Raw genomic sequence first — 25,644 nt, forward strand, 5'->3', positions numbered from 1 at the left:
CATGGTTTAAAAAGGATCAATGTAGAGATAACGTTTTAAGCCATCAAACAACTGATTAAAGCGTTCACTATCGACTTGGTAGTATATACGTTTACCTTCTTGATACTTCATGTGAATAATCCCTAGATCAACTAGACGACTAATGTGATAGCTAATGGTAGCTGTTGTAATCCCTAAGTGGTCTGAAATCTCCTTATTATAATGAGGGGCATGCATTAAAAAGCGAATAAGATTTCGACGAGTATCGTCAGCAAGGGATTTGATTAATTCTTCATAATGCACTTGATGATGGTCAGAGTATAGTTGTTTTTCTGCATCAACACCATAGAAAAAATATACTTCATTGTGGTTGCCATAGGCTACGGTGATTTTGTCACCGAAAAAATAACCGACAAAAATGCGGATGGAACTATGCTCATTGGACAAAGCCTCTTTGCTTTGAAATAAGATGGCATTAATAAAATCATCCGGGTTTTCATCCAATAGTTGTTGATGCTTGGGTTGAATCTTTTGTAGCTGTTGTGTTAATTGATCTTCGTTTTTTGAAAAAAAGTGTGTATAGAAAAATTCAAAGGAATAAATCAAACGTTCCATAACACCGTCAGGATACTTTTTGAATTGGTAATAGAGTGTTTTATCCATTCCAAATTCATGGCGAAGATTGGTAAGCTCATCTAAAAGATGATCCAGTGCAGCGCTTTCGGATTCGATGGATACAGGAATATCAATGCGGTCAATATATAAATCCAGCAACTGACGTGTGGTGAATTTTTTAAGATAGCCAATGAGGTCAAGAGGGTGTGATAAGTTTTCGTGAATAATCACATCAAGCAAAACAATATAAAAGCAAGAAAAATCTCTTAAAAAAAGTTCGATATCGTTGATGACTAAAATAGGTAGTTTGGGATAAATTTGTTCGACATAGCTGGTGATAAAATGATCAAAACGCTTGGTAGAGAGTGTCTCGTCAGCATTTTGATTAATGGAATAATAAGCGATGCCGGTCAGATTATAAAGAAACTCTAGCGATAAATTGGTTTCAATTGTAAGTGATTTCATAGCGTTACCCACTTTCCGTTTGGTATATCGTTATAGACTAGTTTATATTTTATCAAAGTAAAGCGAAGATTTCCACTCTTTTATTGAGATTGAAAACATTGATGTGATGAAAAACATATGATATAATTCCTTTTAAATGTTTTACTAAGGCATATGGAGGCTGTTATGAAAAAAAAAGTGGAAAAATATAATATAGAATATACGGTGATGGGAGAAGAGCATGAAAAAGACTTGGTTATTTTTCATGGATGGGGATGTAACAAAGAAATGTTTGATTTTATAGTGGAACACTTTAAGACAAAATATCGTGTGTTTGCTTTTGACTTACCAGGATTTGGCGGTTCAAAAGAACCCAAGGAGATTATGGGTACAATGGAATATGCCAAACAAATGCGTGATGTTTTTGAGCTCTTGGGTATAAAGACACCGATCGGTATTGGACATTCCTTTGGAGGACGTATCTTAATAAAAATGGCAACATTTTATACCTTTGAAAAATTGGTTTTAACAGGGAGTGCAGGTGTAGTCAACAAACGTCCGTTAAAATACTATGTTAAAGTATATACATTTAAACTCATGAAGCGTATATACCAACTTAAACCGGTTCAAAAAATGTGTCCGAATATGCTGGAACGTTATAGAAATAAAGCAGGTTCCGCAGATTACAATCAGGCAAGTCCAACGATGAAACAAATTCTCTCAAAAGTGGTTAATGAAAATTTGATACATGAGTTTAAACTAGTCAAGGTGCCAACGTTACTTATTTGGGGAGACAATGATACGGCGACACCGCTTAATGATGGAAAGATTATGGAAAAAGAGTTTGCAGATGCCGGATTAGTTATCTTTGAAGGTGGGACACACTATGCGTTTTTGGAACAAGCGCAACGATTTATAAAAGTATTGGATGCATTTATATAATGCATGCTATGGAGGTAAAAATGGATACTGTAATTTATATTGCTTTGTTAATTCTAGGAACGGCATATTTTGTAAAACGTAGCTTATATTATACACATATGTTCCAATTAAATTCCTATCGATACCAACGTTTTTTTCGCTTTTTACGTAACAACATCAAAAAAATATTATCAATTAAAAATAGCCTGTTTATTATTATAGTATTTGTTTTGGCAGGTTTTGATAATCGATTGGCAGTTATAGGAGCATTGGGGATTTATCTGATCTATACGATGCGTCGTAAGCATCAAGTAAAAAAACCTTTGGTTTTGACTGCGCGTGTTAAACGCATGTTGTTTGTACAAAATATACTCTATATATTTTTCCTTTGGACAGTATATGCTTTAGAACTTGGAAGCATCGGGTATATATTTATATTTTTTATGAGTATGCCTATTGTGATGTTAGCGAATACACTTTTGATTCCATGGGAAAATGCAATGAAAAAATATTATTATACAGATGCTAAAAAACGTTTGAGAGAACATCCAAACTTAAAGATTATAGGAATAACAGGAAGTTATGGAAAGACAAGCACCAAATTCATTTTGGAAAAAATATTATCAAAAGAATATAATACGCTAATAACTCCGCATAGTTATAATACGACATTAGGAGTAATTCTAACCATTCGTAATATGCTGCGTCGTTCACATGAAGTTTTTGTGGTTGAGATGGGAGCAAAGCAAAAAGGAGATATTGAAGAAATCTGTCAATTAGTCAAACCGGATTATGGTATAATTACAGCGGTAGGCCCCCAACATCTGGAGACATTTGGAACGGTAGATACAGTAATTGATACCAAGTTTGAATTGGCACAAAGTGTGTATCCCCAAGGCATCTGTTATGTCAATGGCGATAATGCTAATGTTCAAAAAGGGATAAAGCGCTACTCAAAGGTCCAATATGTGACCTATGGAAGTGAACATGGTAATCAGGTTTTGGTTACACATATACGTCAAGATGCATCAGGTTCAGAATTTGAGGTAAGTATCAACCAACAGGCATATCGATTCCAAACGAAACTGTTGGGAGAACATAACATGCTCAATATTGCAGGCGCTGTCGCGGTTTCGATGGAACTTAACGTGCCCTATGAAAAAATATATGCGGCCATAAAAGAATTGAAGCCAGTTGAACACAGACTAGAATTAAAAACGCAAGGTGATTATTATATTTTAGATGATGCGTTTAACTCGAATCCGACAGGTGCAAAAAGTGCCTTGGATGTATTGGCACAGTTTGAAACGGGACGCCATATTATTATGACGCCTGGAATGATTGAGTTAGGTGCCATGGATAATGAACTGCACACAGTTTTTGGGCAACAAATTGCAGCGGTGTGTGACGAGGTTATTTTAATTGGAGAAACCAAGACAAAGGCAATTGTCAAAGGCTTGCAAGAAAGTCAATACCCTATGGATCATGTCCATATATGCCAAAGCGTATATGAAGGGTTTAATAAAATTCGTGAGCTAGTACAAGCTGGCGATGTTGTTCTTATCGAAAATGATTTGCCGGATAATTTTGATGAATAGTGTGGAGGAAAAATAATGCAGATAATGATAGTAACAGACTCAAGCTCAGATCTACCTTTGTCATATGTAAAAAAACATTCAAACAATCTTGAAGTATTAGGAATGCCGGTTATGGTTTCTGGACAAGAATATATAGATGATTTGGGCGAAAAGTTTTCGCATGATTTTTTTTATGAGGAAATGGCAAAAGGGACAATGCCAAAGACTTCTCAGATTAATGTCATGACATTTTATGAATGCTTTGAACGATTGGCAAAACAGGAGAAAGAGATATTATACTTAGGTCTTTCTTCAGGTTTAAGTGGAACGTTTAATAATGCAGTACTTGCAAAAAATATGCTTTTGGAAGAGTATCCAAAGGCTAAGATAGAGGTAGTTGACTCCGTAGCAGCTTCAATTGGATTAGGGGTGTTAATCTATTGCCTTATTCAAAAAGTGGAGCAAGACAATGCTAATTTGAAAGAGTTAGTTGAATATCTAGAAAAAGAAAAGCTCAGAGCAAATCATTGGTTTGTTGTCGATGACTTGATTCACTTAAAAAATGGCGGGAGAATTCCGGCAACTATGGCCTATGTAGGGACAATGCTAAACGTGAAGCCTTTACTTTCAATGGATTATAGTGGAAAACTCGAAACCTTTGGAAAGGTTCGAGGTAAGACACGCGCGTGTAAATACATATTGGAAAAAATATCAGAACATCTACAAGATTCACAAGAAATCATTATTATTGGTCATGCGAACGCACCGGAAGATGTAAAATACCTAGTCGAGGAACTGGAAAAAACCAATAAAAGCAATCCGATTATTCTCACATGTCTGTCGGCAACAATTGCATCGCATGTCGGACCGGGGATGCTTGCTGTGGCATTTATGGGGGGAAATCCTCGAGAAAGTAAATAAGATGATGAATTAATGTAGATTCTTTGTGCGCTTATCAGGGTTTTGTGATAAAATATAGATATACATAAGATGACTAAAGATGGGAGTTGAAATTATGGTATCTAAAGAAATTGTAGGCCTACTCTTAGCAGGCGGCCAGGGAAGTCGCCTCGGTGTATTGACAACAACGACAGCAAAACCATCGGTTCCATATGGAGGGAAGTATAGAATCATTGATTTTCCGTTAAGTAACTGTGTTAATTCCGGCATAGATACAGTAGGTGTCTTTACACAATATCAACCACTTGAATTAAATGCGCACATAGGGATTGGTAAACCATGGGATTTGGACCGAATCTCAGGAGGAGTAACAATCTTGTCACCTTATCAAAAAAGTGACAATAGTGCGTGGTTTACAGGTACAGCTAATGCAGTCTATCAAAATATTCACTATATTGACAAAATGAATCCAAAATATGTTATTATTCTATCCGGAGACCATATCTATAAAATGGACTATGCGATGATGCTGGCGGCTCACAAGCGCAACAAAGCAGATGCAACGATTTCTGTTTTTGAAGTACCGATAGAAGAAGCAAGTCGATTTGGAATTATGAATACCAACGAAGATGGTAGTGTATATGAATTTGAAGAAAAGCCTGCAAAGCCTAAAAACAATCTGGCCTCAATGGGGGTCTATATTTTTACATGGGAAGTTCTAAGAGCTTATTTGATTGCAGATGAAGCTGATCCTGATTCGTCCAATGACTTTGGTAAAAATATCATTCCTAAAATGTTAAAAGATAATAAACGGTTATTTTCTTATGAATTTTCCGGTTACTGGAAAGATGTGGGAACGATTCAGGCATATTGGGAATCGAATATGGACCTTGTTAAAAGAATACCTGATTTTAACTTGTTTGATCAAAGCTGGAAGATTTTTACAGTGAATCCGGTGATGCCCGCAAATTATATCGGACCCGAAGGCGTAGCTAAGCGCTCCATTATTGCAGAAGGCTGTATGATTTATGGGACAGTGATTAATTCAGTTATTTCGCCGGGAGTACAGATAGCTCCAGGAAGTGTTGTGGAAGATTCGATTATTATGGCCAATACGACTATTGGAGCGAACACAAAAATAAAGAAAGCTATTATTAGCGAAAATGTAACGGTAGGAAATGATGTTGAGATAGGCTATGGTGAAGATATCGTTAACCTATGTAAGCCGGATTTATATAATAGCGGGATTACAGTCGTTGCAGATTGTGCGACCATACCGGATACATGCAAAATCGGTAAAAATGTTGTTATTGATCGTCATGTAACAGCTCAAGACTATAAAGATTTAGAAGTACCTTCAGGAGAGACTGTTTTAAAAGGGGGTATTGTTTATGAATAGCACAATAGGAGTTATTATCACAGGTGGAAAAAATGAAAAGCTAAAAGAACTGGCAGCAAAGAGATCGGTTTCGGCCATTCCATATGGAGGACGCTATCGCGCCATAGACTTTGTTCTATCGAATATGATTAATTCAGGAATAAATAAAGTTGGCGTCCTAACGCAATATAGTTATCGCTCATTGATGGATCATATTGGATCGGGAAAAGAATGGGACCTTGATCGACGCCGTGGCGGTCTGTTTTTATTCCCGCCATACTTATCAGGAGATCATTCGGGTTGGTATAAAGGCTCAGCAGATGGGTTGTACCATAATTCAACATTCTTACGTCGAAGTAATGATGAATTCGTTTTAATGACGACGGGCAATTGTATTTATAAAATGACTTATGATAAAATGCTTCAAGAACATATTGATACGGGAGCGGACATAACAATTTTATACAGAGATATGAGTGATTTGGATCCTGAAGAGCTTAAACACTTGGGCATGGTTGCCTTTGATGAAAATAATCGTTTGATACAGATGTATGAAAAGCAATCAAAGCCCAAGGGAACGTTGGCTTCAATGGGCGTATATATACTTCGACGTGAACTTTTGATAGATCTGTTGGAAGAAAGTGCTTCTCAAGGGTATTATGATTTTGTTCGTGATATTTTAATAAAAAAACTGGATCAACTCGTAATCAAGGGATATCGTTTTGATGGATATTGGAGAGCGATGCATTCGATTCCTATGTTCTATAAGGCAAATATGGAACTATTAAATCCCGATATTCGTCAAGAATTATTCATGAATGATGGACGTGTGTTTACAAAAGTCAAAGATGAAACACCAGCAAAATATAATGAAGAAGCAGAAGTGAAAAATTCAATCATAGCTGATGGATGCATTATTGAAGGAACGGTTATTAATAGTGTTCTCTTTAGAGGTGTTAAAGTTAATCAAGGGGCAGTTGTTAAGGATAGTATTATCATGCAAAATACAGAAGTTCTTAATAATGCACAGCTAACAAATGTTGTATTGGATAAAGATGTGGTTGTTGGAGAAGGTAAAGTGCTTATGGGAGAAAAAAGTTATCCCTTTATCGTTGGAAAAAGAATAAAGATTTGAGGATAATAAGGATGCTTATAAGCATCCTTATTTTTTTTGTTGAACAAAATAAAAAAATATGTGATAATGTAAATAATACTAACTCAAATACGAAGAGGTGTAGCCATGAATGCGGAACATTTGAATCCAATCATAACAGCGTCAAAATTTGTTATCAATCAAACGTGTGGAATAGAACTTAAACCTGGAAAGCCTTATGTAACTCAAACAGAGTATTCTGATGACGTTTTTGTCGTGTTGTTAGGCATCACGGGTCAGTTACATGGACAAGTCATTTTGGCGATGTCAAAAGAAGTTGCCAAGGGGCTAGCCTCAAAGATGATGATGGGCATGCCTGTTCCAGAATTGAATGATATGGCAAAAAGTGCACTTGGAGAACTTATGAACATGATGATGGGTAATGCAATGACAATTTTTGCAGAAAAAGACATACTGCTTGATATAACCCCGCCGACGATATTTGTCAGTAGAGATTTATCACTTAACGTTGGGGATAGTCGTATGATAGGTATTCCATTAGAATTTGACGACGGAATGATTGAACTAAATATTGCAATTAAAGAGAAATAAAAACATTATAGAAAGGGTATAACATGATATCAATTGAAATAAATAAATCAAAAGTATTAAAAGAGATACCAAATCCGGATAATTTAGGGTTTGGTACTATTTTTACGGACCACATGTTTATGATGGACTATTCCAAGCAGAAAGGGTGGCACAATGCTAAAATCGTACCTTACGGACCGATAGCGTTTGACCCTTCAATGATGGTGCTGCACTATGGACAGGAAACCTTTGAAGGATTAAAAGCCTATAAAGGAAAAGATGAGGAGATCTATCTGTTTCGCCCAGAGTATAATGCTAAGCGTCTAAATGCATCGAACAGACGTTTATGTATACCAGAGATTCCGGTCGAAGATTTTATACATAGTATTGAAGCATTAGTGAAAGTAGATCGACGTTGGATTCCCAATGGTCCGGGAACGGCTTTATATATACGCCCATTTGTATTTGCTACCGATGCATCTTTAAAAGTACATCCAGCGACAACGTATAAGTACATGGTGATATTGTCGCCAGTAGGAGCTTATTACAAAGAAGGGCTTAACCCGGTAAAAATTCATGTCGAAGAAGAGTTCGTTCGGGCAAGTGTCGGAGGCGTTGGATTTGCTAAAACCGGCGGTAACTACGGAGCAGGACTGTTGGCGCAGGAAAAAGCCTCAAGCCAAGGGTGCTCTCAAGTGCTTTGGCTAGATAGTAAAGAACATAAATATGTAGAAGAAGTCGGAACAATGAATGTTTTTTTTGTAAAACAGGGTGTATTGATTACACCGGAGTTGAGTGGTAGTATTTTACCTGGGAACACACGCGATAGTGTGATTCAAATCGCTAAGAGACTAGGATATTCTATTGAAGAGAGAAAAATCAGTATTGATGAAATTATAAATGCGGCAAAACAAGGACACATAACGGAAGCTTTTGGAACAGGGACTGCGGCAGTTATTTCTCCGGTAGGTGCGTTGGTATACCAAGGTAGGGAATATGTATTTAACAATAACCTTATCGGAGAGGTGTCTCAGAAGCTATATGATTTAGTAACAGGTATACAATTAGGTGAGCTAGAAGATGACTATGGATTTCGTCATATAATCCGTTAAAAAATATTGACGCAACTTTAGTTTCATGATAGAATATCCACAGCAGAAAAACAATTGTTTTCACCAAGAAGACAGAGGTAGGAAAGAGGTAGATTATGAGTCAGAAATTAAAAGTTGGAATTATTGGCGGGACAGGTATGGTAGGGCAACGTTTTGTTACATTATTGCATGATCATGAATGGTTTGAAGTGACAACGATTGCAGCAAGCCCTCGTTCGGTTGGGAAAACATATAAAGAAGCTGTGGGTAATCGATGGAGTCAATCCATGGAAATACCAGAGCATATTGGAAAAATTATTGTCAAAAATGCGACGGATATCAAAGGTGTTGCGGAAGAAGTGGATTTTGTCTTTTGTGCGGTGGATATGAATAAAGATGAAATTAAAGCATTGGAAGAGGCGTATGCAAAAGCGGAAGTGCCGGTTATATCAAATAATTCAGCGCATCGTGGGACGCAAGATGTGCCTATGGTTATTCCAGAGGTAAATAATGCACATATTCAAATTATTGAGGCGCAAAAAAAACGTTTGGGAACAAAAAGAGGATTTATAGCTGTAAAACCAAATTGTTCAATACAAAGCTATGTACCTGCGCTTAGTGCCTTAAAAGAGTTTGGACCAAAAGATATTTCTGTATGCACTTATCAAGCAATTAGTGGTGCTGGAAAAACCTTTGATACATGGCCGGAAATGCTGGATAATATCATTCCGTTTATTGGAGGCGAAGAGGAAAAAAGTGAAAATGAGCCTTTAAAAATTTGGGGAAGCATAATCGACGATAAAATTGTTGATGCTACCCAACCTTTAATCTCAGCACAGTGTATACGTGTACCTGTTTTAGATGGGCACATGGCAGCTGTATTTGTTAATTTTGATAAAAAGCCAACAAAAGAACAAATCATTGAAAAATGGAACGCATATTCTGGTCGACCTCAAGAGTTAGAGTTACCTTTGGCTCCAAAACAATTTATAAAATATATGACAGAAGATAACCGTCCGCAGACGCATTTAGATAGAGACTATGAACGAGGAATGGGTGTGACAGTAGGACGCTTACGCGAAGATCGTCAATATGACTATAAATTTGTTTGTTTATCACATAATACCCTTCGTGGTGCGGCAGGTGGAGCTGTTCTTATTGCAGAATTATTAAAAGCAGAAGGATATTTAAATAACTAACGCTAATTAACAATCATTATCACTTGCTATTGACAATTATTAGAAAATAGTGCATACTGTAGATAGACTATATAATTATAAAATAAATGTAGAGGAGTGATATTATGAAAGACATTGGTAAGGACAAAAACTTAGGAACAAATAGAACTGAGGCAGTATTAGATGCAGAACGTTATGAAGAAGAGACCCATGTTCATATTCCTCATGAAGAAGCAGTTGAGGATGCAAAAGAATGGGTAGACAATAACGAAAAGTAATCTGCTTAAGAATATTTAAATATATAAGATGAAGAACTGACATTACCATGTGATGTACAGTTCTTTTTTTTATACTATATGTTAATAAACTACGAAGAACAAGGACGTGTAAACTCTTTTTTCTAGCATATAGTCAAAAATAAGAGTATAATAAGATATAGACAAGGAGGTATGTATATGGGAATTCGAGGCAAATTGACATTATTTACAAATTTACTAATTTTAGGTGTAGTTTCTGTATTGGCCATCGTTTCTTTTTTTGCTTTGCAGCGCAGTGGGAATGACAATCTTTCAGAACTTGAGACGGTGATGTATTCTCAATATGATGCAATGCTTAGCGAACATGTGGAAATCTTAATAACACAGCTTGATGGTATAGTTAATCAAATTGAGGCTGGTGTTATTAGTGAACAAGAAGGAAAACTTATTGCTGCAGATGTGATTCGTAATGCGAAGTATGGACCGGAAGGATACTTTTGGGTGGATGATCTTGAGGGAAATAATATCGTGTTGCTAGGCGGAGAGTCAGAAGGGACCAATCGGTTAGAATTAGCTGATGCCCATGGAACAAAAATGGTTCAGCTTATGATTGAAGCAGCAAAAAATGGAGGCGGATATACAGATTATTATTTTCCGAAGGCAGGATCAGATGTTGCAGAACGTAAGAGAGGATACACACATCTGTTTGAACCCTTTGGTTGGGTCGTAGGAACAGGGAACTATGTTGATGATATTGAATCCTATATTGATGTCAGAAGGCAAAATAATCGCGAACAACTTCGAAACAGCTTAGGCGTTGTTGTGGTTATGGCTATAGTGATGCTTGTTGTCGGTTTTGTTGGAGCGACTATTTTTAGTATCACGATAACAAAGCCTATACGAAAAATGACAAAAAATCTTCAAAAAGTTTCAGATTTAAATTTTGAGATGGATCAAGACACAGCTAAGTTGGCGCGGCGTAAAGATGAAATCGGTGTGATGGCAGGTTCCTTAGATACGTTGAATTCAAAGTTGCGTGGAGTGGTTCAGGAAATATTGCAGTTTACGTCAAATTTGAATACTTATGTTAAAGACATGGCACAAATATCTTCAACTACAAAAGAAAACTCAGTAACCGTAGTTAATGCGGTGGATGAGTTTGCCCAAGGAGCACAAGAACAGGCAGAGGATGCTCAGGAAAGTGTGACAAGCTTAGAATCTTTGAATGCATATATTGCGCAAAGCAACACGCTGGCGGAGGAAGTGTCAGAATTATCCAACAAAGTATTTAGTCGTCAAGAAGCAGGAAATGATTCTGTACGTTCTCTTGTTGAAGAATTTAATACAACGTTGGATGTTATTCAAAAGCTCAATGATGATATTGAAAATCTAAGCGAACATTCGAAAAGCATTAATGATATCATTAGTGTTATCGAAGGGATTGCAGGACAAACCAATCTATTGGCACTAAATGCTTCGATCGAAGCTGCGCGAGCAGGGGAAGCAGGCAAAGGATTTGCGGTTGTTGCATCAGAGATTCGCTCGTTGGCAGAGCAAACAACAAATTCGACCAAAGAAATCAATACCATTATTCATTTGGTTACACAAAGTGTAGAGGCGTCAAAAGAGAATATGGACTATTCAAATCATTCGATTAAGAAGGCTTTTGAAAAAATGAATAATGTAAAGAGTACTTTTGAAGAAACTTCTGAGATTACGGCGAAGTCCAATGAAAAAGTGAAGTCAGTACAAGTTTCTTTTGAAGGTATCAATAGTGCAAAAGAAGAGGCGCTCCATTCCATTCAATCGATATCGGCGGTCACAGAAGAAAATGCGGCGGCCAGTGAAGAAATCAATGCGAGCATGATGACGCAAAAAGAAATTATTTCAGATTTGGATGCGATAGCCAAGCAAGTATCAGATAATTCTAATCGACTCAATGAGCTTATGAAACGATTTACAATATAAGATGACTTATAATATAAGACGATAGAGTCAATACTAGAGGAGGTATTCCATGGAGTACCTCTTTTATATATTTTTAATACTTTTTTTATAAAGGGTATATTTGTACGTGCTAATATAGTAAAATAGGTATAAGATATTATTTATACAAATCGATAGATGGATGTGAAATCAATGGAACAAAAAAAAGACAAAGTTGTTCATACAATCCGCATTAGCGGTTTTTTTAATACTCCCCCTAGTGAAAAAGAAATTTATCAGGCGATGCGCGAATTTGAAAGGCTACAACGTATATTGCGCTGGGTGCCTATATTCTTTCTAGCGGTTTTAGGCGCGATTTTCTTTGCGGTCATGAAACTGTTTGAGCTTAATTTTCCGGCGTTTATTTTAATCACGATTAGTACTGTGATTATCTTAAAAGAAGTCAGTACAGTGTTATTTTCTTTACATATGCGTAAACGTTTGATGAAGCCATTAGAAAGACTGAGGGTTGCTGTGGAAGAAATCTCAAAAGGAAATTATGGGTTCACCGTTGAAGAAGAACAGTTTAACATGGTAGGTGACCTTATCGCTTCTTTTAATCGCATGAGCGTTGAGCTAAAAGAAGCAGAGGAACTAAAAGAACGCTATGAGCAAAACCGAAAGGAACTAATTGCCGGTATATCTCATGATTTAAAGACACCGATCACATCAATTATAGGCTATGTAGATGCTATTCAATCAGGCGTTGCAACGACGGATGAAAAGAGAGAAAAATATTTAAGTATTATTGAATCCAATGCGCAGTATACCAATAAACTTATTGATGACTTATTTTTATTCTCAAAACTGGATATCAATCAAATGCAGTATGAATTTACGCGAATGCCGATTTGTGAATTTTTACAGGATGTTATTATTGAAAAACAATTAGAACTTGAGGAAAATGGTGTTGAGGTTTCTTATGAAATACATATATCCCAAGATATGCAATTAGCAATTGATGGAAAAATGGTTTATCGTATCATGTCAAACATTATGTCCAATGCAATTAAGTATGGTAATAAAGAAACGCCGAAGATTCATATTGATGCTACAGAAATTCCAGATGGGGTTGAAGTCGCCATATCGGATAATGGGCAAGGCATTTCCCAAGAGAATTTGGAGCAGATTTTTGATGTGTTTTTCCGAGAGGATATTTCGAGAAATAAAGAAATTGGAGGTACGGGCTTAGGATTATCTATAGCAAAACAATTAGTTCAAGCACATGGTGGTACAATTTTTGCGTCATCACAAGTCGGTAAAGGTACATCCATAACCTTTACGCTCAAGGACCAAAAGCTACAGGAGGATAAAGATGAATAAAATACTGATTATTGAAGATGATCAACAAATTGCAGCATTAGAAAAAGACTTTTTGGAAATGAACGGGTTTGAAGTCCATATTGAAACCGATGGACATAAAGGATTAAAAGAAGCGATGACGGGAGAATATCAACTGATTATTATTGACATAATGCTGCCGAATGTTAATGGATATGATATACTAATGATGATACGCGATAAATTAAATATCCCATTTATTGTGGTTTCAGCACGTAGTGATGACATGGATAAAATCAAAGGCATTGAACTTGGGGCGGATGATTACATGACCAAACCTTTCAACCCTAACGAGCTTGTTGCACGTGTGAAAAATCAACTTTCCAGGTATGACCGCTTGCTGAATATGAAATCAAAGCAAGGAGAAATCGAGTATAATGGGGTTCTGATTAATGAAGAGTCTCGACGTGTGTATGTGAATAAAAAAGAAGTCATTATGACAACCACTGAATTTGATATTCTTCTTTTTTTCATGAAAAATCCGGATATTGTGCATAGTAAGCAAACGATATTTGAACGTGTATGGGGCGAGGATGAATACGGAGATATAGGAACCGTGCCTGTATATGTTCAAAAAATCCGAAAGAAAATAGAAAAAGATTATACACGGCCGAAAATTATAGAGACGGTTTGGGGAGTGGGATATCGATTTAATCGATTATAAAAAAATAAAGAGGTGTATGTATGCGACTAGTGCCTATTGGCTCAATAAAAGAAGGATCGCTATTAGCGAAAAGTATTTACGATGAGGAAGGACGTGTTTTATTAAATCATGGCATTGAGCTGACCGAGTCGTTGATTGATAAACTGAAAGTGAACCAAGTATATGCGGTGCATATCGCAGACGATTATAGTGTTGGAGAAATTAAAGATGTCATACGACCAGAACTTCGTCATTTGGCAGTAAAAGAAATAAAAACTGTTTTTGAAGCGATTCGTAAAGAAGTTGAAAGAACCATTCAAACCCTTAAATCTGAACAGGCGCAAATGAATCGACGCCTTCGCCTGATGGTTGACCAAAAGTATTTTCAAAGCATAGAGCAGATCATCAATGAGATGATGGGTGACATTATACATAACAAAGATGTAATGGTGGGGCTTGTAGATATAAAGAACATGCAGTCATTTGTATATCAGCACTCCATTCAAGTAACTGTTTTGTCCATTCTGATTGGAATATCAATGAAAATGGATGAAAAGATGCTTAAAGATTTGGCAATTGGTGCCATGATGCATGATATTGGACTTGCTTTTATTGATAAAGAACTCATTCACTATCGAACGGACTTTTCAGAAGAACAAAAAGAAAGTTATCGACGCCACTGTAAACTGGGTAATGATTTTTTAAAGGAAAATACGATGCTAAGTGTTGGTTCGCGAATGGGTGTCTTAGAACATCATGAATGTAACGATGGTAGTGGATATCCTTTAGGTATACGAGAAGAGCAGATTCATATTAATGCACGAATTATTCATGTAGCCAATGTATATGATAAAATGACATCCGGACACCTAGGAAAAGTTGTTCCCCCAAACGAAGCTATTGAATACATTATGGGGAATGCGGGAAATGGGCGGATTTTTGATTTTGAGATTGCCAATCTTTTTGTTCGACGCATTGTTCCTTTCCCTATGGGAACATTGGTTTTACTCTCTAATAGTCAAAAAGCTGTGGTCACAGGATATAATGCAGATAATCCTTTGCGACCCATTGTAAAAATTATTGAAAAAGGAAAGCGTGTTGAAGATTTGCAACAATTGAACTTGATAAATGCAGATACGCTAAATATAACCATCAAAAAAATTATATACGAAATTTAATTGCAAATATCAAACAACTTTATAACCCCTGTAACATGCTGAAATATTGACTTTTGCTTGTAAAAATGCTATTATAGTTAAGATATGTTAATACTCTAATTAGAGAAAGTCAGGTGTGAACATGAAAGATTATTCAGACTTAATTGCAAAATGGAGTGGGCTTGCACAAGAAGCTGATGTGATTGATCAAGGATTATATGGGCGCTATGAAGTAAAAAGAGGTTTGCGAGAATTATCAGGCAAGGGCGTTCTTGCAGGGTTAACTCGTATTGGTGAAGTTCACTCGTACATTATTGATGAAGGTGAAACTGTGCCCCAACCGGGACAGTTGATTTATCGTGGAATTGATATTGATGATTTGGTTAACGGATTCCGAAAGGACCAAAGATTAGGTTTTGAAGAAACAGCATACTTGCTTTTGATGGGAGATCTTCCTTCGAAGGCGGAGTTGGATAAATTTTCTGAAGTCATTGGTGAATATCGTATATTACCGGAAGGTTTTATTCGTGACATGATTATGGGATTGCCAAGTAAAGATATGATGAATGTATTGGCACGAAGTGTTCTTGCATTATATACATTTGATGACAATCCAGATGACATTAGTATTGATAATATTATTAAGCAATCATTGCGCTTGATATCTACAATGCCGTTATTAGCTGTATATGGATATCAATCATGCCAGTATTATCAAGGAAAAAGTAGTTTGGTTATTCATTCGCCGAGAACGGATTTGAGTACGGCTGAGAATATCTTGTATATGCTTAGACATAATAATGAATACACACCCCTAGAAGCACAACTTTTAGACTTAGCACTTGTACTCCATGCGGAGCACGGTGGAGGTAATAACTCGAGCTTTACAACCCATGTAGTCACATCGTCAGGAACAGACACCTATTCAACCATAGCGGCAGCGATAGGCTCATTAAAAGGACCAAGACATGGAGGCGCTAATATTAAGGTGGCTGATATGTTAGAAGACCTTAAAACAGAAGTTGCAGATTGGGAAGATGATGCACAGATATCAGACTACATTGAACGTTTATTAGAAAAGAAAGCGTTTGATAAGCAGGGATTGGTATATGGAATTGGACATGCGGTATATTCTTTGTCTGACCCAAGAGCGGTTATTTTTAAAGAGTACGTGGAAGCGTTGGCAAAAGAAAAAGGCTTAACGGATGAATTTAATCTATATAGTCGAGTGGAAGGTCTTGCTCCCAAGATTATCAGTGAGAAAAAGAAAATGTACAAAGGCGTTAGTGCCAATGTAGACTTTTATTCAGGGTTTGTATATCGAATGTTGGGAATTCCGAGAGAATTGTACACACCGCTGTTTGCCATTTCTAGAACTGTGGGCTGGTGTGCACATCGGATTGAAGAACTGAATAATGGAAGTAAAATTATTCGACCTGCATATCGATCTGTCGCAAAGAGACGAGAATATACTCCTTTGGATGAACGATAGATTATATATTAGGCGTAGTTCCTATGACCATGGAAAAATGTATAGGTTATAAAACCGATGATTAAACCAAGGTAATAAGTGATAAAGCGCCATATTAGAATAACGGATGCGATATGATGGTGTACTAAGAAGGTGCCAAAGATTAAAAAGAAGCCGCCTTCTGCACCACCGGAAGCACCAGGTAAAGGAACGATGGATGTAATGAGCATTACATAAGAGCTTGCAAGAATAATTCTAAAAAAGCTGGAGGGATAAATTCCAAGCGAAAGTAGAATAAAGTAGGCAATAGTGTAAAAGCATATGAGTTTCATCATGTTTAGCAAGATAGTAAAAATAAATAGACGTTTGTTTTTTAATAAGTAATGTATTTCATTGTGGAAATCAGCAATATGCGATTTCCATTTTTTATGTCGTTTTTTGTGCTTCTCTTCGTTTGAAAAAGGTTTAATCAGTGCAAGGACAAAATTCATGAGACACTGGGAAGCGGTTGAGGATAGGGCGATGGTACACAACGCGATAATAATTATAAAATTAAGAATAAACCCAACGATGGTAAACATCCCGGCAGAATTTGTCATTGATACTCTTGCATAGCTAAAGTGACCAAAAATCAAAGTGAAAAACCCAAGAAGAACGAGAGCGATTTGATAAACAATAAAGTTATGGGTGGATAGACTGGTACTGTAGCTTACGTTGAATTTGGGCTCTTTGCTTAAGGCATATATTTGAAAAGGTTGACCGCCAGTAGAAAAAGGGGTGATCCCATTAAAAAACTGAGTAGAAAGCACCAATTTAAAAACTTTTTTGTAGGCATAATCAGCATCATAAGCTTTTATAAATAAATGCAAAGACTTGGCCTCAAATGCCCAATATAAAAGAATTAAGAAAAAAGCAACACCAATCCATCCCAGGTTTACAGAGTGTAATTGGGAAAGGATACGTGTATGCTCGTTTTTTAGAAGAATAATTGCGGAAAGTATGGCAAAACTTACTACGGGGATTATTCTTTTTTTATTCAGTACGTGTTTCATAGCTTACCTCATATAAAATATCAGAATATGTATCAGAAAGAGTACGACCTATGGTCTTAAGAGAGCGCTGTTTGGCAACACAATAGGCGGCGCCTAGATCAATAGGTAAAGTACCGTCAAAATAGGAACGAAGCGATTGCTTAAACTGTGGTATCGAAGTTGCTTTTTTACAATGCAGTCCATCCTGGAGCCAGTCAGAATATACCGGAATATCTCGCACAATGATGGGTAACTCACAGGCTAAAGATTCTAGCATTACAATTCCTTCAGTCTCTTCATAACTAAGCATTAAGAACACATCAGCTTCACAATAAGCTGCAAGCATATTCTCAACATAGCCTAAAAAGCGTACATTTGTAGGTGCGGATTTTATCGCCTGTTTAACAGCTTTGGTCATGAGTGCTTTTGGAGTAGTACCACACCAGACGAAGGTGTAATCAGGCATCTGGCGAGCTAGAGCAATAAAATCGAGAATACCTTTTCGCTTAATCTGCAATCCAACGGAGAGAATAAGTTTTTCATCCTCTGAAAACCCATAAGTTTTTCTAAAACTATAGGATTGATGCTGAAATTGACGACGGCTAAAATGGGTCAAATCGATACCGTTAGAAATATTTACAATTGGCGGTTCTAAATGGTAACTTTGCAATAGCTTCTTTGAATAAGGGGTTGGTGTAATGATAACATCTCCGGTATTATACATTTTGCGAAGGACATGCTTAAATAAGGGCGCGATACGGTTAGAAAGAATAAAAGAATTCTTAAAATCTTCCTCTGTGCTGTGCCCGTGAATGACAACCTTTTTTCCTTTATACTTTGCGTACTTTGCAAGAAGATAGCTTTGGATTCCGATCGTATTGATATGTACGACATCACAATTATCCAAATCACTAAGTTTTGATGTATGGCTTATATCGTTTAAATCTAAGGCTTTTTTTTGATGCAAAATGGCGCGACCCACTCCAGAGTGTTTGATGAAATGTAAGCCTTCAGAATATAGTAATATGTTCATAAGTCCTCCTATATAGCGGTTAATCTAGGTTGCTTGATAATAGATGCATATATTTTTTCGATGTTTTTTCCGTAGTTTTCCTTTGAAATCGACTGAACGATGATTTGTGCATTGTGTGTCATAAGGTTACGGATAACCGGATTTGACAAGGCATGCTGAATATTTTCTAACAATTGTTTTTCAGTCGTAAACACATAGCCGGTTTTTTTGTGGTATACAATATCTTTGACATGTGTATCATCATATACTATAACCGGAATATTGCAGGCCATCGCTTCAATAATCGTCAGCCCCTGAGTTTCCGTCTTGGAGCAACTGACAAATAGAGTTGCTAAATTATAATATAGATGTATTTGATTAAACGGAACTTTTCCGGTAAAAATAACATGATCGCTTACGTGAAGCTTTTGGCAAAGTTTTTCCAGTTTTGCGCGATCCGGACCATCGCCTACAAACATAACGCGGATTGAAGAATCTTGTGCAACAAGCTCTGGAAGTTGACGAATAAGCATGTCGTGACTTTTTTCTTCGCTTAACCGTCCGACGGTTAATAGCAGGTTATGCTCTTGAGTCAATCCGTACTTTTGACGCAAAACCTCCAGTTCAGGGGCATCTTGACTTATAGGAACAAATTGGCTCAAATCAATTCCGGTAGGCATAACGAAGATAGCGTTACGTACACCATAATGAATAAGAGCGTTACGTGTCTTATTGGAAGGGGCAATGACGCCATCATATGTGCGGACATAGAATTTGCTGCCGGTTTTGATGAATTTTTTTATCATGCCGTGTCCATACTTTAAGCGGTTAACATAGTGGGTATAATCTTCATACATTGTGTGGTAGGTGTGAAGATTGGGTATATCAAGAATTTTTGCAATGTGTCGTCCTAATAATCCAATACTAAACTCGGTGTGGGTATGAATAATGTCAAAATCCATTTGTTTAATTTTGGATACTTTGTGCGCGCTAATGGGAATGGCCACGCGAAATTCTTTCCATCGGTGAAAAGGGATGGATTTGATGCGAATAACATTAGTGCGTTCATCTATGTGACCGGGAACTTCAACGGTGATAATTGTGACATCATGTCCTAATCGTGTTAACTCTTCTTCTAACATTAGGACGGAAGTTACAACACCATTGATTTGTGGTAGATAACAATCGGTAAACAGTCCAATTTTCATAATAAATACTCACTCCTTTAATACTTTTTTAATTTATCTATTAAACATATATTAACGGATAAACATTAAAAAATCCTTAGAATTAAGAAAAATTAACGTAAGAACTTTCATAATGTTGACTAAATTTTTTATTTCGGTATAATTAAAAGAGTTATAAATAAAGAGAAACTTGTCAGTATACGTACGTAATATTTAGGAGGAGAATGCGTTATGATAAAGAAAATAAGTGTTTTATTATTAAGTGTGATATTATTGGTTGGCTGTGGATCGGATGCAACAAAAGATGCATATGGTGAAAAAGAGTCAACCATGGAAAAAGATGTAATTAAAGTAGGTATGGAACTTCAATACCCACCTTTTGAGACAAAAAATGCTGAAGGAGAAGCAGATGGCGTATCTGTTCAGTTGGCATATGCATTAGGAGAATATTTAGGTAAAGACATTGAAATTGTAGACACACGATATGCAAGTTTAATTCCTGCATTGGAGACAGGAAGTGTTGATATTATTATTTCTTCAATGACAATTACACCAGAGCGTCTGGAACGTGTTGATTTTTCTGATGAATACACATCGGCGCCTTTAATGATTTTGGCGCATGTAGATTCAAAAGTTAACGGTCCAGAGGACTTAAATGATGCAGAAGTAAAAATCGCTGTAAAATCAGGTACAGTAGCAGAAATTTGGGCTAAAATGAATGCGGCAGATGCTACCCTTGTAAATATTGAAGAGGAAGCAACGGCAGTATTAGAAGTGGCTCAAGGAAAAGCCGATGCGTTTATTTATGATCCATTATCCATTATCCGACATAATCAAAATTATCCGGATACAACTAAGGCAATTTTAGAACCACTTCCAAATACCAAAGGATGGGGAATTGCAATGCGAAAAGGCGAAGATGAACTTAAGAATAAAATCAATGCATTTTTAGAAGAAGCTAAGGTTGATGGAACATATGAAAAGATACGTCAAGACTATTTGCAAGAAGAAATTGCAGAATTTGAAGAATATGGATTGGACTTTTTCTTCTAATTCAATAAAACTCCATGAAAGAAGGACTGCATGATAAAAAACAATAAAACAGTAAACTTCATGATAGCTTTATGTCTGTATTTAGGATTGTTTTACTTTGTGACAACACAAACAATAGGGGGGAGCCTTGACTTTGCCCCTTACTATACTTATAGAAAAGTAATATTTAGCGGGTGGCTTCGTACCATTGAAGTTAGCGTGCTGGGCGTACTCTTATCGTTAATGGTTGGATTGATTTTATATTTTATGAATGAGTCGAATATCTTAGCTATAAAATATGTAGCTGTTATTCATAAGACCATTATCTTTGGAACGCCTTTACTTGTGATTGCCATTGTATCTTATTATTATATTGGCAATGCGTTTTCGATTGATTCAAAATTGTTTGTAGGCGTTGTAACATTAGGATTATATATCGGAGCATATATTTCAGATATTTATAAAGGGGCCATTGAATCTATTCATATTAATCAGTGGCAGACAGCGAAAATGTTTGGGTTTACAAAAGTCCAAACTTATCGTTATGTCATTTTTCCACAAGTACTTAAGAGTATATTGCCTCCACTTGCAGGACAATTTGCGCTAACGATAAAAGGGAGTGCGTTATTGTCATACATGGCATTAAATGAATTCTTCAATGAAATAAATGTGGTTCAGTCAAACACATTCCGTTTTGCAGAAGGATTTATTGTTGTATCCATAGGGTATTGGATTATAACGGTGCCGTTAATTGTTTTTGTACGTAAATTGGAGGAAAGACTTCACGTGCGAATTATTAAATAGCAGAGAGGTATTGGTGAAAGCATGAAATTAAAACTCGATCATGTGAATAAGTTTTATGATAATGTAAAAATCTTGGATAACCTTGAATTATCCATGGACGATATAAAGGTGCTTGCACTCATTGGACCTTCAGGCAGTGGAAAGTCGACACTGCTACGTTTGATTGCTGGACTAGAAACCTTTGAAGGTGGCAATATAGAATTAAATAATCAGTCAATTGGTACGGTGAATTTAGAAGAATATCGTAAACATATTGGTTTTGTATTTCAAGACCATAATTTGTTTAATCATTTATCGGTCATTGACAACATTTGTCTGGTGATGGAAAAAGTCCATCGCCGCAAACCTTCAGAAGCAAAAAAAGAAGTCGAAGTTCTATTGGATAGATTTGGTTTGATTGATCATAAGGATAAGCATCCGCATCAAATCAGCGGGGGACAATCCCAACGTGTATCTATTGTTAGAGCACTGGCTATACAACCAGAAGTTATCTTATTAGATGAACCGACATCAAGTCTGGACCCGGTACTTACATATGAAGTTTTACAGTCGATAGAGACGTTGGTTCAAGACAATAAAGATGTGATTTTAGTTACCCATGAGATTGGATTTGCTAAAGAAATAGCCGATTATATTATCTATATGGAAGAGGGACATATTATTGAGCATGGCAATGCTAATATTCTAGAAAAGCCCCAGTCTCAAGAACTTAAAGTTTTTTTAGATAAGGTACTCACATTTCATTAAGGAGGTTATACATATGTCATTTAGTAAAATGGATTTAGAAGACCGAAAACGCCCTCAAGGACGTAATGCGATACTCGTCTATGGTTATGACCAACAAGGTGTGGAGGCGTTAGATACAATTCGTGAACATGCAGGAATTGATGAATTGATTTATATCGATCAATCAAAAGCAGAGCAGCATATAGAAGAAATTATAGCAGTAGAAGAAGAGACTTGTGAGCATAAGCTTATGGCTCATGAGGACCAGGTGATTGTGTTTAACAGCACAAGCCAATATGAAATTAATGCCTTTATTACAAAACTATTTAAAGAGGCACCTGCTAGACCCATTGTAGCTATGGTAACGCCAACAAGCATCAAATGGCGTTTTGCTGATTTGGTTGAAGAATTAAAACGGGAAAAAGAGGCGTTGAAGTCATGAATATATTGAGTGAACCTATTTATGTGTATTTACTGATTTTTGTAGTTAAGATTATTGAAGTAACGATGGCAACGATACGAATCGTTCTTGTTACCAAAGGAGAACGAATAAAAGGAGCCATGATTGGACTTATTGAAGTTGTTATTTGGGCATTGCTTGTGTCCAAAGTTTTAGATAATTTAACGGAAGATCCTTTTAAATTAGTAGTGTATGCATTAGGGTTTGCTATTGGAACGTTTTCAGGTTCGTTTTTTGAACAAAAACTCGGATTTGGAAGCGTTCGAATTGAAGTTATTGTTAAAGAAACTTCAGGGAAAACACTGGCTAAAGCCTTGCGTTCAAAAGGATTTGCGGTGACAGAACTTGTGGGTCAAGGTATGAACCACTCGCGATCGGTCTTGGTTATGCATATTAAACGTAAGCGATCGGCAGAGGCCATCGAAGTTATTAAAGCATTGGAATATAATGCAGTCATTACAGTGAATGATGTTAAGCCCGTCTATGGAGGCTATGGACTCCTCAAAAAATAAACAAAGGAGTAGTTGAATGACGTATGATATACAGTTTGAAGATCTAAAAATTCAGTTTGGTGAGAGAATTGTTGTTGAAGCTTTTGACCTCAAGGTAAAAAGTGGAGAAAAAATATTGATCACCGGAAAATCAGGTACAGGTAAATCTAGCTTAATTAAGGCATTGCTAGGATTTATTGAGTATCAAGGCGGAAAAATATTTGTACAAGGGCATGCCATTGAAGGTAAAGACTTTAGAGAAGTGCGCAATCAATTTGCCTATGTTAATCAAGATGTGACCTTACGTAAGGGAAAAGTAAAAGACTATTTGCTTGCGATGGGGAATTATCGCCACAATACACTGGATTTTTCAGGAGAATATCTGTTAGATCAAGAGCTGATGGAGTACTTTGAGTTCGACCCGCACTATATCTATAAAAATACAGAAGAACTGTCCGGTGGAGAACGTCAGCGGTTGGGAATCATATTGGCGATTATGTTAAAACGCCCGATATTCCTACTCGATGAAGTGACGTCGGGCTTGGATAAACAATTAAAGAAAAAGACAGTAGAATTCTTTATGAAGTGCCCTGAAACGGTTTTGGCGATTAGCCATGATCAAATTTGGGAAGAACAAGCAACGTTTAGAAAGGTGGCGTGGAAATAATGGGGGTTGCATCCATTGAAGTATTGAATTTAGCCTTTCTCATTATTTTGGTTGTCCCAATTTTTATGATTAATCGAACGATTGGCATAGTTCAAACAAAAAAAATAGTTATTGCAATTATGCGCATGGTCATTCAACTATCTATTGTTGGTATATATTTACAATACATTTTTGACCTAAATAATATTGGGTTGAATATTGCCTATATTGTTGTTATGATGGTAGTGGCAACAATCTCTATTGGGGGTTCTATTCCAATTAAACGCTCGATATCTTTTGTTCCGGTTTTGGTGTCATTATTTATACCGAATATATTTATGTTGCTTTTTTTTAATGGTGTTGTTATACAGATTAATCAAATCTTTGACGCCAAGTACATTATTACGATTGGTGGCATGTTATTAGGTAACGGTCTTAGTGGCAATATTATAGGGCTGTCGACATTTTACAATGGATTAATAAAAAATGAAGATGTCTATCAATATGACCTCATGCTGGGTGCGACAAAGTTTGAAGCATTAAAGCCCTATTTTAAGGAAGCGGTTTTAGTGTCGATTAATCCGACAATTGCATCGATTGCAACGATTGGTTTAGTTTCTTTGCCGGGGATGATGACGGGTCAAATTCTTGGAGGAACCATACCCATTGAAGCAATCCGATATCAAATCGCCATTATGGTAGCTATTTTTATTACAAAATATTTTAATATATATTTAGCCATTATTTTGTCGGCAAAGAATATGTTTAACAGCAAGTGTCAATTAAAAAAACAATTTTTAAAAGAGGAGGTACAATCGTGAAAAAAGTGATAATCGTTATGGGGCTTATGGTACTTCTTGCAGGATGTACCTTGGAATCCGTTGAAATCAAAGATGAAAAAGATGAAGAGGCCCAGCAAGAAACCGTAGTTGAACCTGTTTTCGAGCCAAGAACAGTATCCGCAAGTTATATTAACGTTGAAGCACAACGCTTAAATGTTCGAAGTGATGCCGACGTAGAAAGTTCGCAAGTTGGAGCCGTTTATGAAAATGATAAATTTCAGGTTATAGACCAAAAAGAAGATTCCCAAAAACGTATATGGTATTTGATCGAATATGAGCCCAATAAAGAAGGGTATGTGGCAGGATGGTTTTGTGCACAAACAGAGATTACGATTCGTGTAGAAGAAGATACAACAGAAATAGTAGATATTGAAGTCATGCCAATACCAAAATATATTGATAATCCATTTAAACCTAATGATATAAAAGTGGGAGATCAAATTGTTGGAATGTTGGTTAAAGAGATTAGTCAAATCGATGATTTGAGTAAAATTGTGTTTAATGGAGAAGTTGAATTGACAGGAACTTTTTACCATGAGACGTCAAGATTATCGTTTGGCACGGTTGTTCGTTTTGTTCCAGATGAAGCTTCGAGTGTATTGCTGCCTCGAATGTCAAATGATATTGATGATGTATGGTTTATCTTTAGTGATTATAATCAAGTGGCAAATAAGTTTGGTGAAGTCGGAACACAAGGGTTTGCCACAGTGAAAATTAAAGACTATACGATTAGCTATGGCGTTGCTGATGCGTATAATCAAGCGGCACTTGTATCGGTAACGATAGAATAG

At 36.5% G+C, this 25,644-nt stretch carries 26 protein-coding genes; 22 read left to right on the forward strand and 4 right to left on the reverse strand.

Features of this window, described 5'->3' with window-relative positions; genetic code table 11:
• Positions 1–6: 6 nt before the first annotated feature.
• Positions 7–1,059 (reverse strand): winged helix-turn-helix domain-containing protein, encoded by a 1,053-nt coding sequence (locus QBE53_03890; GenBank protein ID WZL82250.1) that lies wholly within the window; start codon positions 1,057–1,059, stop codon positions 7–9.
• A 165-nt stretch (positions 1,060–1,224) separates the two neighbouring features.
• Here QBE53_03890 and QBE53_03895 point away from each other — a divergent pair, with 165 nt between their 5' ends.
• From QBE53_03895 to QBE53_03960, 14 genes are all read left to right on the forward strand, one after another.
• Entirely contained in the window at positions 1,225–1,980 is a 756-nt protein-coding gene (locus QBE53_03895; protein ID WZL82251.1) for an alpha/beta hydrolase, read from the forward strand.
• A gap of 20 nt (positions 1,981–2,000) precedes the next feature.
• Positions 2,001–3,557: a UDP-N-acetylmuramoyl-tripeptide--D-alanyl-D-alanine ligase gene (murF, locus tag QBE53_03900; GenBank protein ID WZL82252.1), complete on the forward strand. Its 1,557-nt coding sequence runs from the start codon at positions 2,001–2,003 to the stop codon at positions 3,555–3,557.
• 15 nt (positions 3,558–3,572) lie between these two features.
• A complete protein-coding gene (locus tag QBE53_03905; protein ID WZL82253.1) occupies positions 3,573–4,457 on the forward strand; it encodes a DegV family protein in 885 nt (294 codons plus the stop codon).
• 94 nt (positions 4,458–4,551) lie between these two features.
• Positions 4,552–5,835, forward strand: coding sequence for a glucose-1-phosphate adenylyltransferase (locus QBE53_03910; GenBank protein WZL82254.1), 1,284 nt, complete (start codon positions 4,552–4,554; stop codon positions 5,833–5,835).
• Entirely contained in the window at positions 5,828–6,949 is a 1,122-nt protein-coding gene (glgD, locus tag QBE53_03915; protein WZL82255.1) for a glucose-1-phosphate adenylyltransferase subunit GlgD, read from the forward strand. Before QBE53_03910 ends, glgD begins: the two co-directional genes overlap by 8 nt.
• 105 nt (positions 6,950–7,054) lie before the next feature.
• Complete coding sequence (locus tag QBE53_03920; protein ID WZL82256.1) at positions 7,055–7,519, forward strand: chemotaxis protein CheX; 465 nt, start codon at positions 7,055–7,057, stop codon at positions 7,517–7,519.
• 23 nt (positions 7,520–7,542) lie between these two features.
• Positions 7,543–8,610: a branched-chain amino acid aminotransferase gene (locus QBE53_03925; protein WZL82257.1), complete on the forward strand. Its 1,068-nt coding sequence runs from the start codon at positions 7,543–7,545 to the stop codon at positions 8,608–8,610.
• A 95-nt stretch (positions 8,611–8,705) separates the two neighbouring features.
• Positions 8,706–9,788 (forward strand): aspartate-semialdehyde dehydrogenase, encoded by a 1,083-nt coding sequence (gene asd, locus QBE53_03930; GenBank protein WZL82258.1) that lies wholly within the window; start codon positions 8,706–8,708, stop codon positions 9,786–9,788.
• A gap of 104 nt (positions 9,789–9,892) precedes the next feature.
• Positions 9,893–10,045: a DUF3787 domain-containing protein gene (locus tag QBE53_03935; protein WZL82259.1), complete on the forward strand. Its 153-nt coding sequence runs from the start codon at positions 9,893–9,895 to the stop codon at positions 10,043–10,045.
• Between the two features lie 177 nt (positions 10,046–10,222).
• Positions 10,223–11,992 (forward strand): methyl-accepting chemotaxis protein, encoded by a 1,770-nt coding sequence (locus tag QBE53_03940; GenBank protein WZL82260.1) that lies wholly within the window; start codon positions 10,223–10,225, stop codon positions 11,990–11,992.
• Between the two features lie 171 nt (positions 11,993–12,163).
• Positions 12,164–13,333: a HAMP domain-containing sensor histidine kinase gene (locus tag QBE53_03945; GenBank protein WZL82261.1), complete on the forward strand. Its 1,170-nt coding sequence runs from the start codon at positions 12,164–12,166 to the stop codon at positions 13,331–13,333.
• Complete coding sequence (locus tag QBE53_03950) at positions 13,326–14,015, forward strand: response regulator transcription factor (GenBank protein ID WZL82262.1); 690 nt, start codon at positions 13,326–13,328, stop codon at positions 14,013–14,015. Before QBE53_03945 ends, QBE53_03950 begins: the two co-directional genes overlap by 8 nt.
• A 20-nt stretch (positions 14,016–14,035) precedes the next feature.
• A complete protein-coding gene (locus QBE53_03955; protein ID WZL82263.1) occupies positions 14,036–15,172 on the forward strand; it encodes an HD domain-containing phosphohydrolase in 1,137 nt (378 codons plus the stop codon).
• 121 nt (positions 15,173–15,293) lie between these two features.
• Positions 15,294–16,643: a citrate/2-methylcitrate synthase gene (locus tag QBE53_03960; protein WZL82264.1), complete on the forward strand. Its 1,350-nt coding sequence runs from the start codon at positions 15,294–15,296 to the stop codon at positions 16,641–16,643.
• 8 nt (positions 16,644–16,651) lie between these two features.
• Here the strand turns inward: QBE53_03960 and QBE53_03965 are convergent, their stop codons facing one another.
• Genes QBE53_03965 through QBE53_03975 form a run of 3 tightly spaced genes read right to left on the reverse strand, consistent with a single transcriptional unit; the run spans position 16,652 to position 19,873 of the window.
• Complete coding sequence (locus QBE53_03965) at positions 16,652–17,674, reverse strand: lysylphosphatidylglycerol synthase transmembrane domain-containing protein (protein ID WZL82265.1); 1,023 nt, start codon at positions 17,672–17,674, stop codon at positions 16,652–16,654.
• Positions 17,655–18,686, reverse strand: coding sequence for a glycosyltransferase (locus QBE53_03970; GenBank protein ID WZL82266.1), 1,032 nt, complete (start codon positions 18,684–18,686; stop codon positions 17,655–17,657). Before QBE53_03970 ends, QBE53_03965 begins: the two co-directional genes overlap by 20 nt.
• An 8-nt stretch (positions 18,687–18,694) precedes the next feature.
• Positions 18,695–19,873, reverse strand: a complete 1,179-nt coding sequence (locus QBE53_03975; GenBank protein ID WZL82267.1) for a glycosyltransferase family 4 protein — start codon at positions 19,871–19,873, stop codon at positions 18,695–18,697.
• Between the two features lie 210 nt (positions 19,874–20,083).
• On the opposite strand from QBE53_03975, the gene QBE53_03980 reads away from it, so the two are divergent.
• The 8 genes from QBE53_03980 to QBE53_04015 are packed head-to-tail and all read left to right on the forward strand — an operon-like array spanning position 20,084 to position 25,644.
• Positions 20,084–20,905 carry a transporter substrate-binding domain-containing protein gene (locus QBE53_03980; GenBank protein ID WZL82268.1) on the forward strand — a complete coding sequence of 274 codons (822 nt, stop codon included), beginning with the start codon at positions 20,084–20,086 and terminating at the stop codon, positions 20,903–20,905.
• Between the two features lie 30 nt (positions 20,906–20,935).
• Positions 20,936–21,688, forward strand: a complete 753-nt coding sequence (locus tag QBE53_03985; protein WZL82269.1) for an amino acid ABC transporter permease — start codon at positions 20,936–20,938, stop codon at positions 21,686–21,688.
• Positions 21,689–21,709: 21 nt separating this feature from the next.
• Entirely contained in the window at positions 21,710–22,435 is a 726-nt protein-coding gene (locus QBE53_03990) for an ATP-binding cassette domain-containing protein (GenBank protein ID WZL82270.1), read from the forward strand.
• Between the two features lie 13 nt (positions 22,436–22,448).
• Positions 22,449–22,856 (forward strand): DUF3783 domain-containing protein, encoded by a 408-nt coding sequence (locus QBE53_03995; protein ID WZL82271.1) that lies wholly within the window; start codon positions 22,449–22,451, stop codon positions 22,854–22,856.
• A complete protein-coding gene (locus QBE53_04000) occupies positions 22,853–23,386 on the forward strand; it encodes a DUF5698 domain-containing protein (protein WZL82272.1) in 534 nt (177 codons plus the stop codon). The genes QBE53_03995 and QBE53_04000 overlap by 4 nt, the downstream gene beginning before the upstream one ends.
• A gap of 16 nt (positions 23,387–23,402) precedes the next feature.
• Positions 23,403–24,032 (forward strand): ATP-binding cassette domain-containing protein, encoded by a 630-nt coding sequence (locus tag QBE53_04005; protein WZL82273.1) that lies wholly within the window; start codon positions 23,403–23,405, stop codon positions 24,030–24,032.
• Positions 24,032–24,832 carry an ABC transporter permease gene (locus QBE53_04010; protein ID WZL82274.1) on the forward strand — a complete coding sequence of 267 codons (801 nt, stop codon included), beginning with the start codon at positions 24,032–24,034 and terminating at the stop codon, positions 24,830–24,832. Before QBE53_04005 ends, QBE53_04010 begins: the two co-directional genes overlap by 1 nt.
• Positions 24,829–25,644 carry an SH3 domain-containing protein gene (locus QBE53_04015; GenBank protein ID WZL82275.1) on the forward strand — a complete coding sequence of 272 codons (816 nt, stop codon included), beginning with the start codon at positions 24,829–24,831 and terminating at the stop codon, positions 25,642–25,644. Before QBE53_04010 ends, QBE53_04015 begins: the two co-directional genes overlap by 4 nt.

The organism is Vallitaleaceae bacterium 9-2, assembly GCA_038396585.1.
Classification (GTDB): domain Bacteria; phylum Bacillota; class Clostridia; order Lachnospirales; family Vallitaleaceae; genus UBA1351.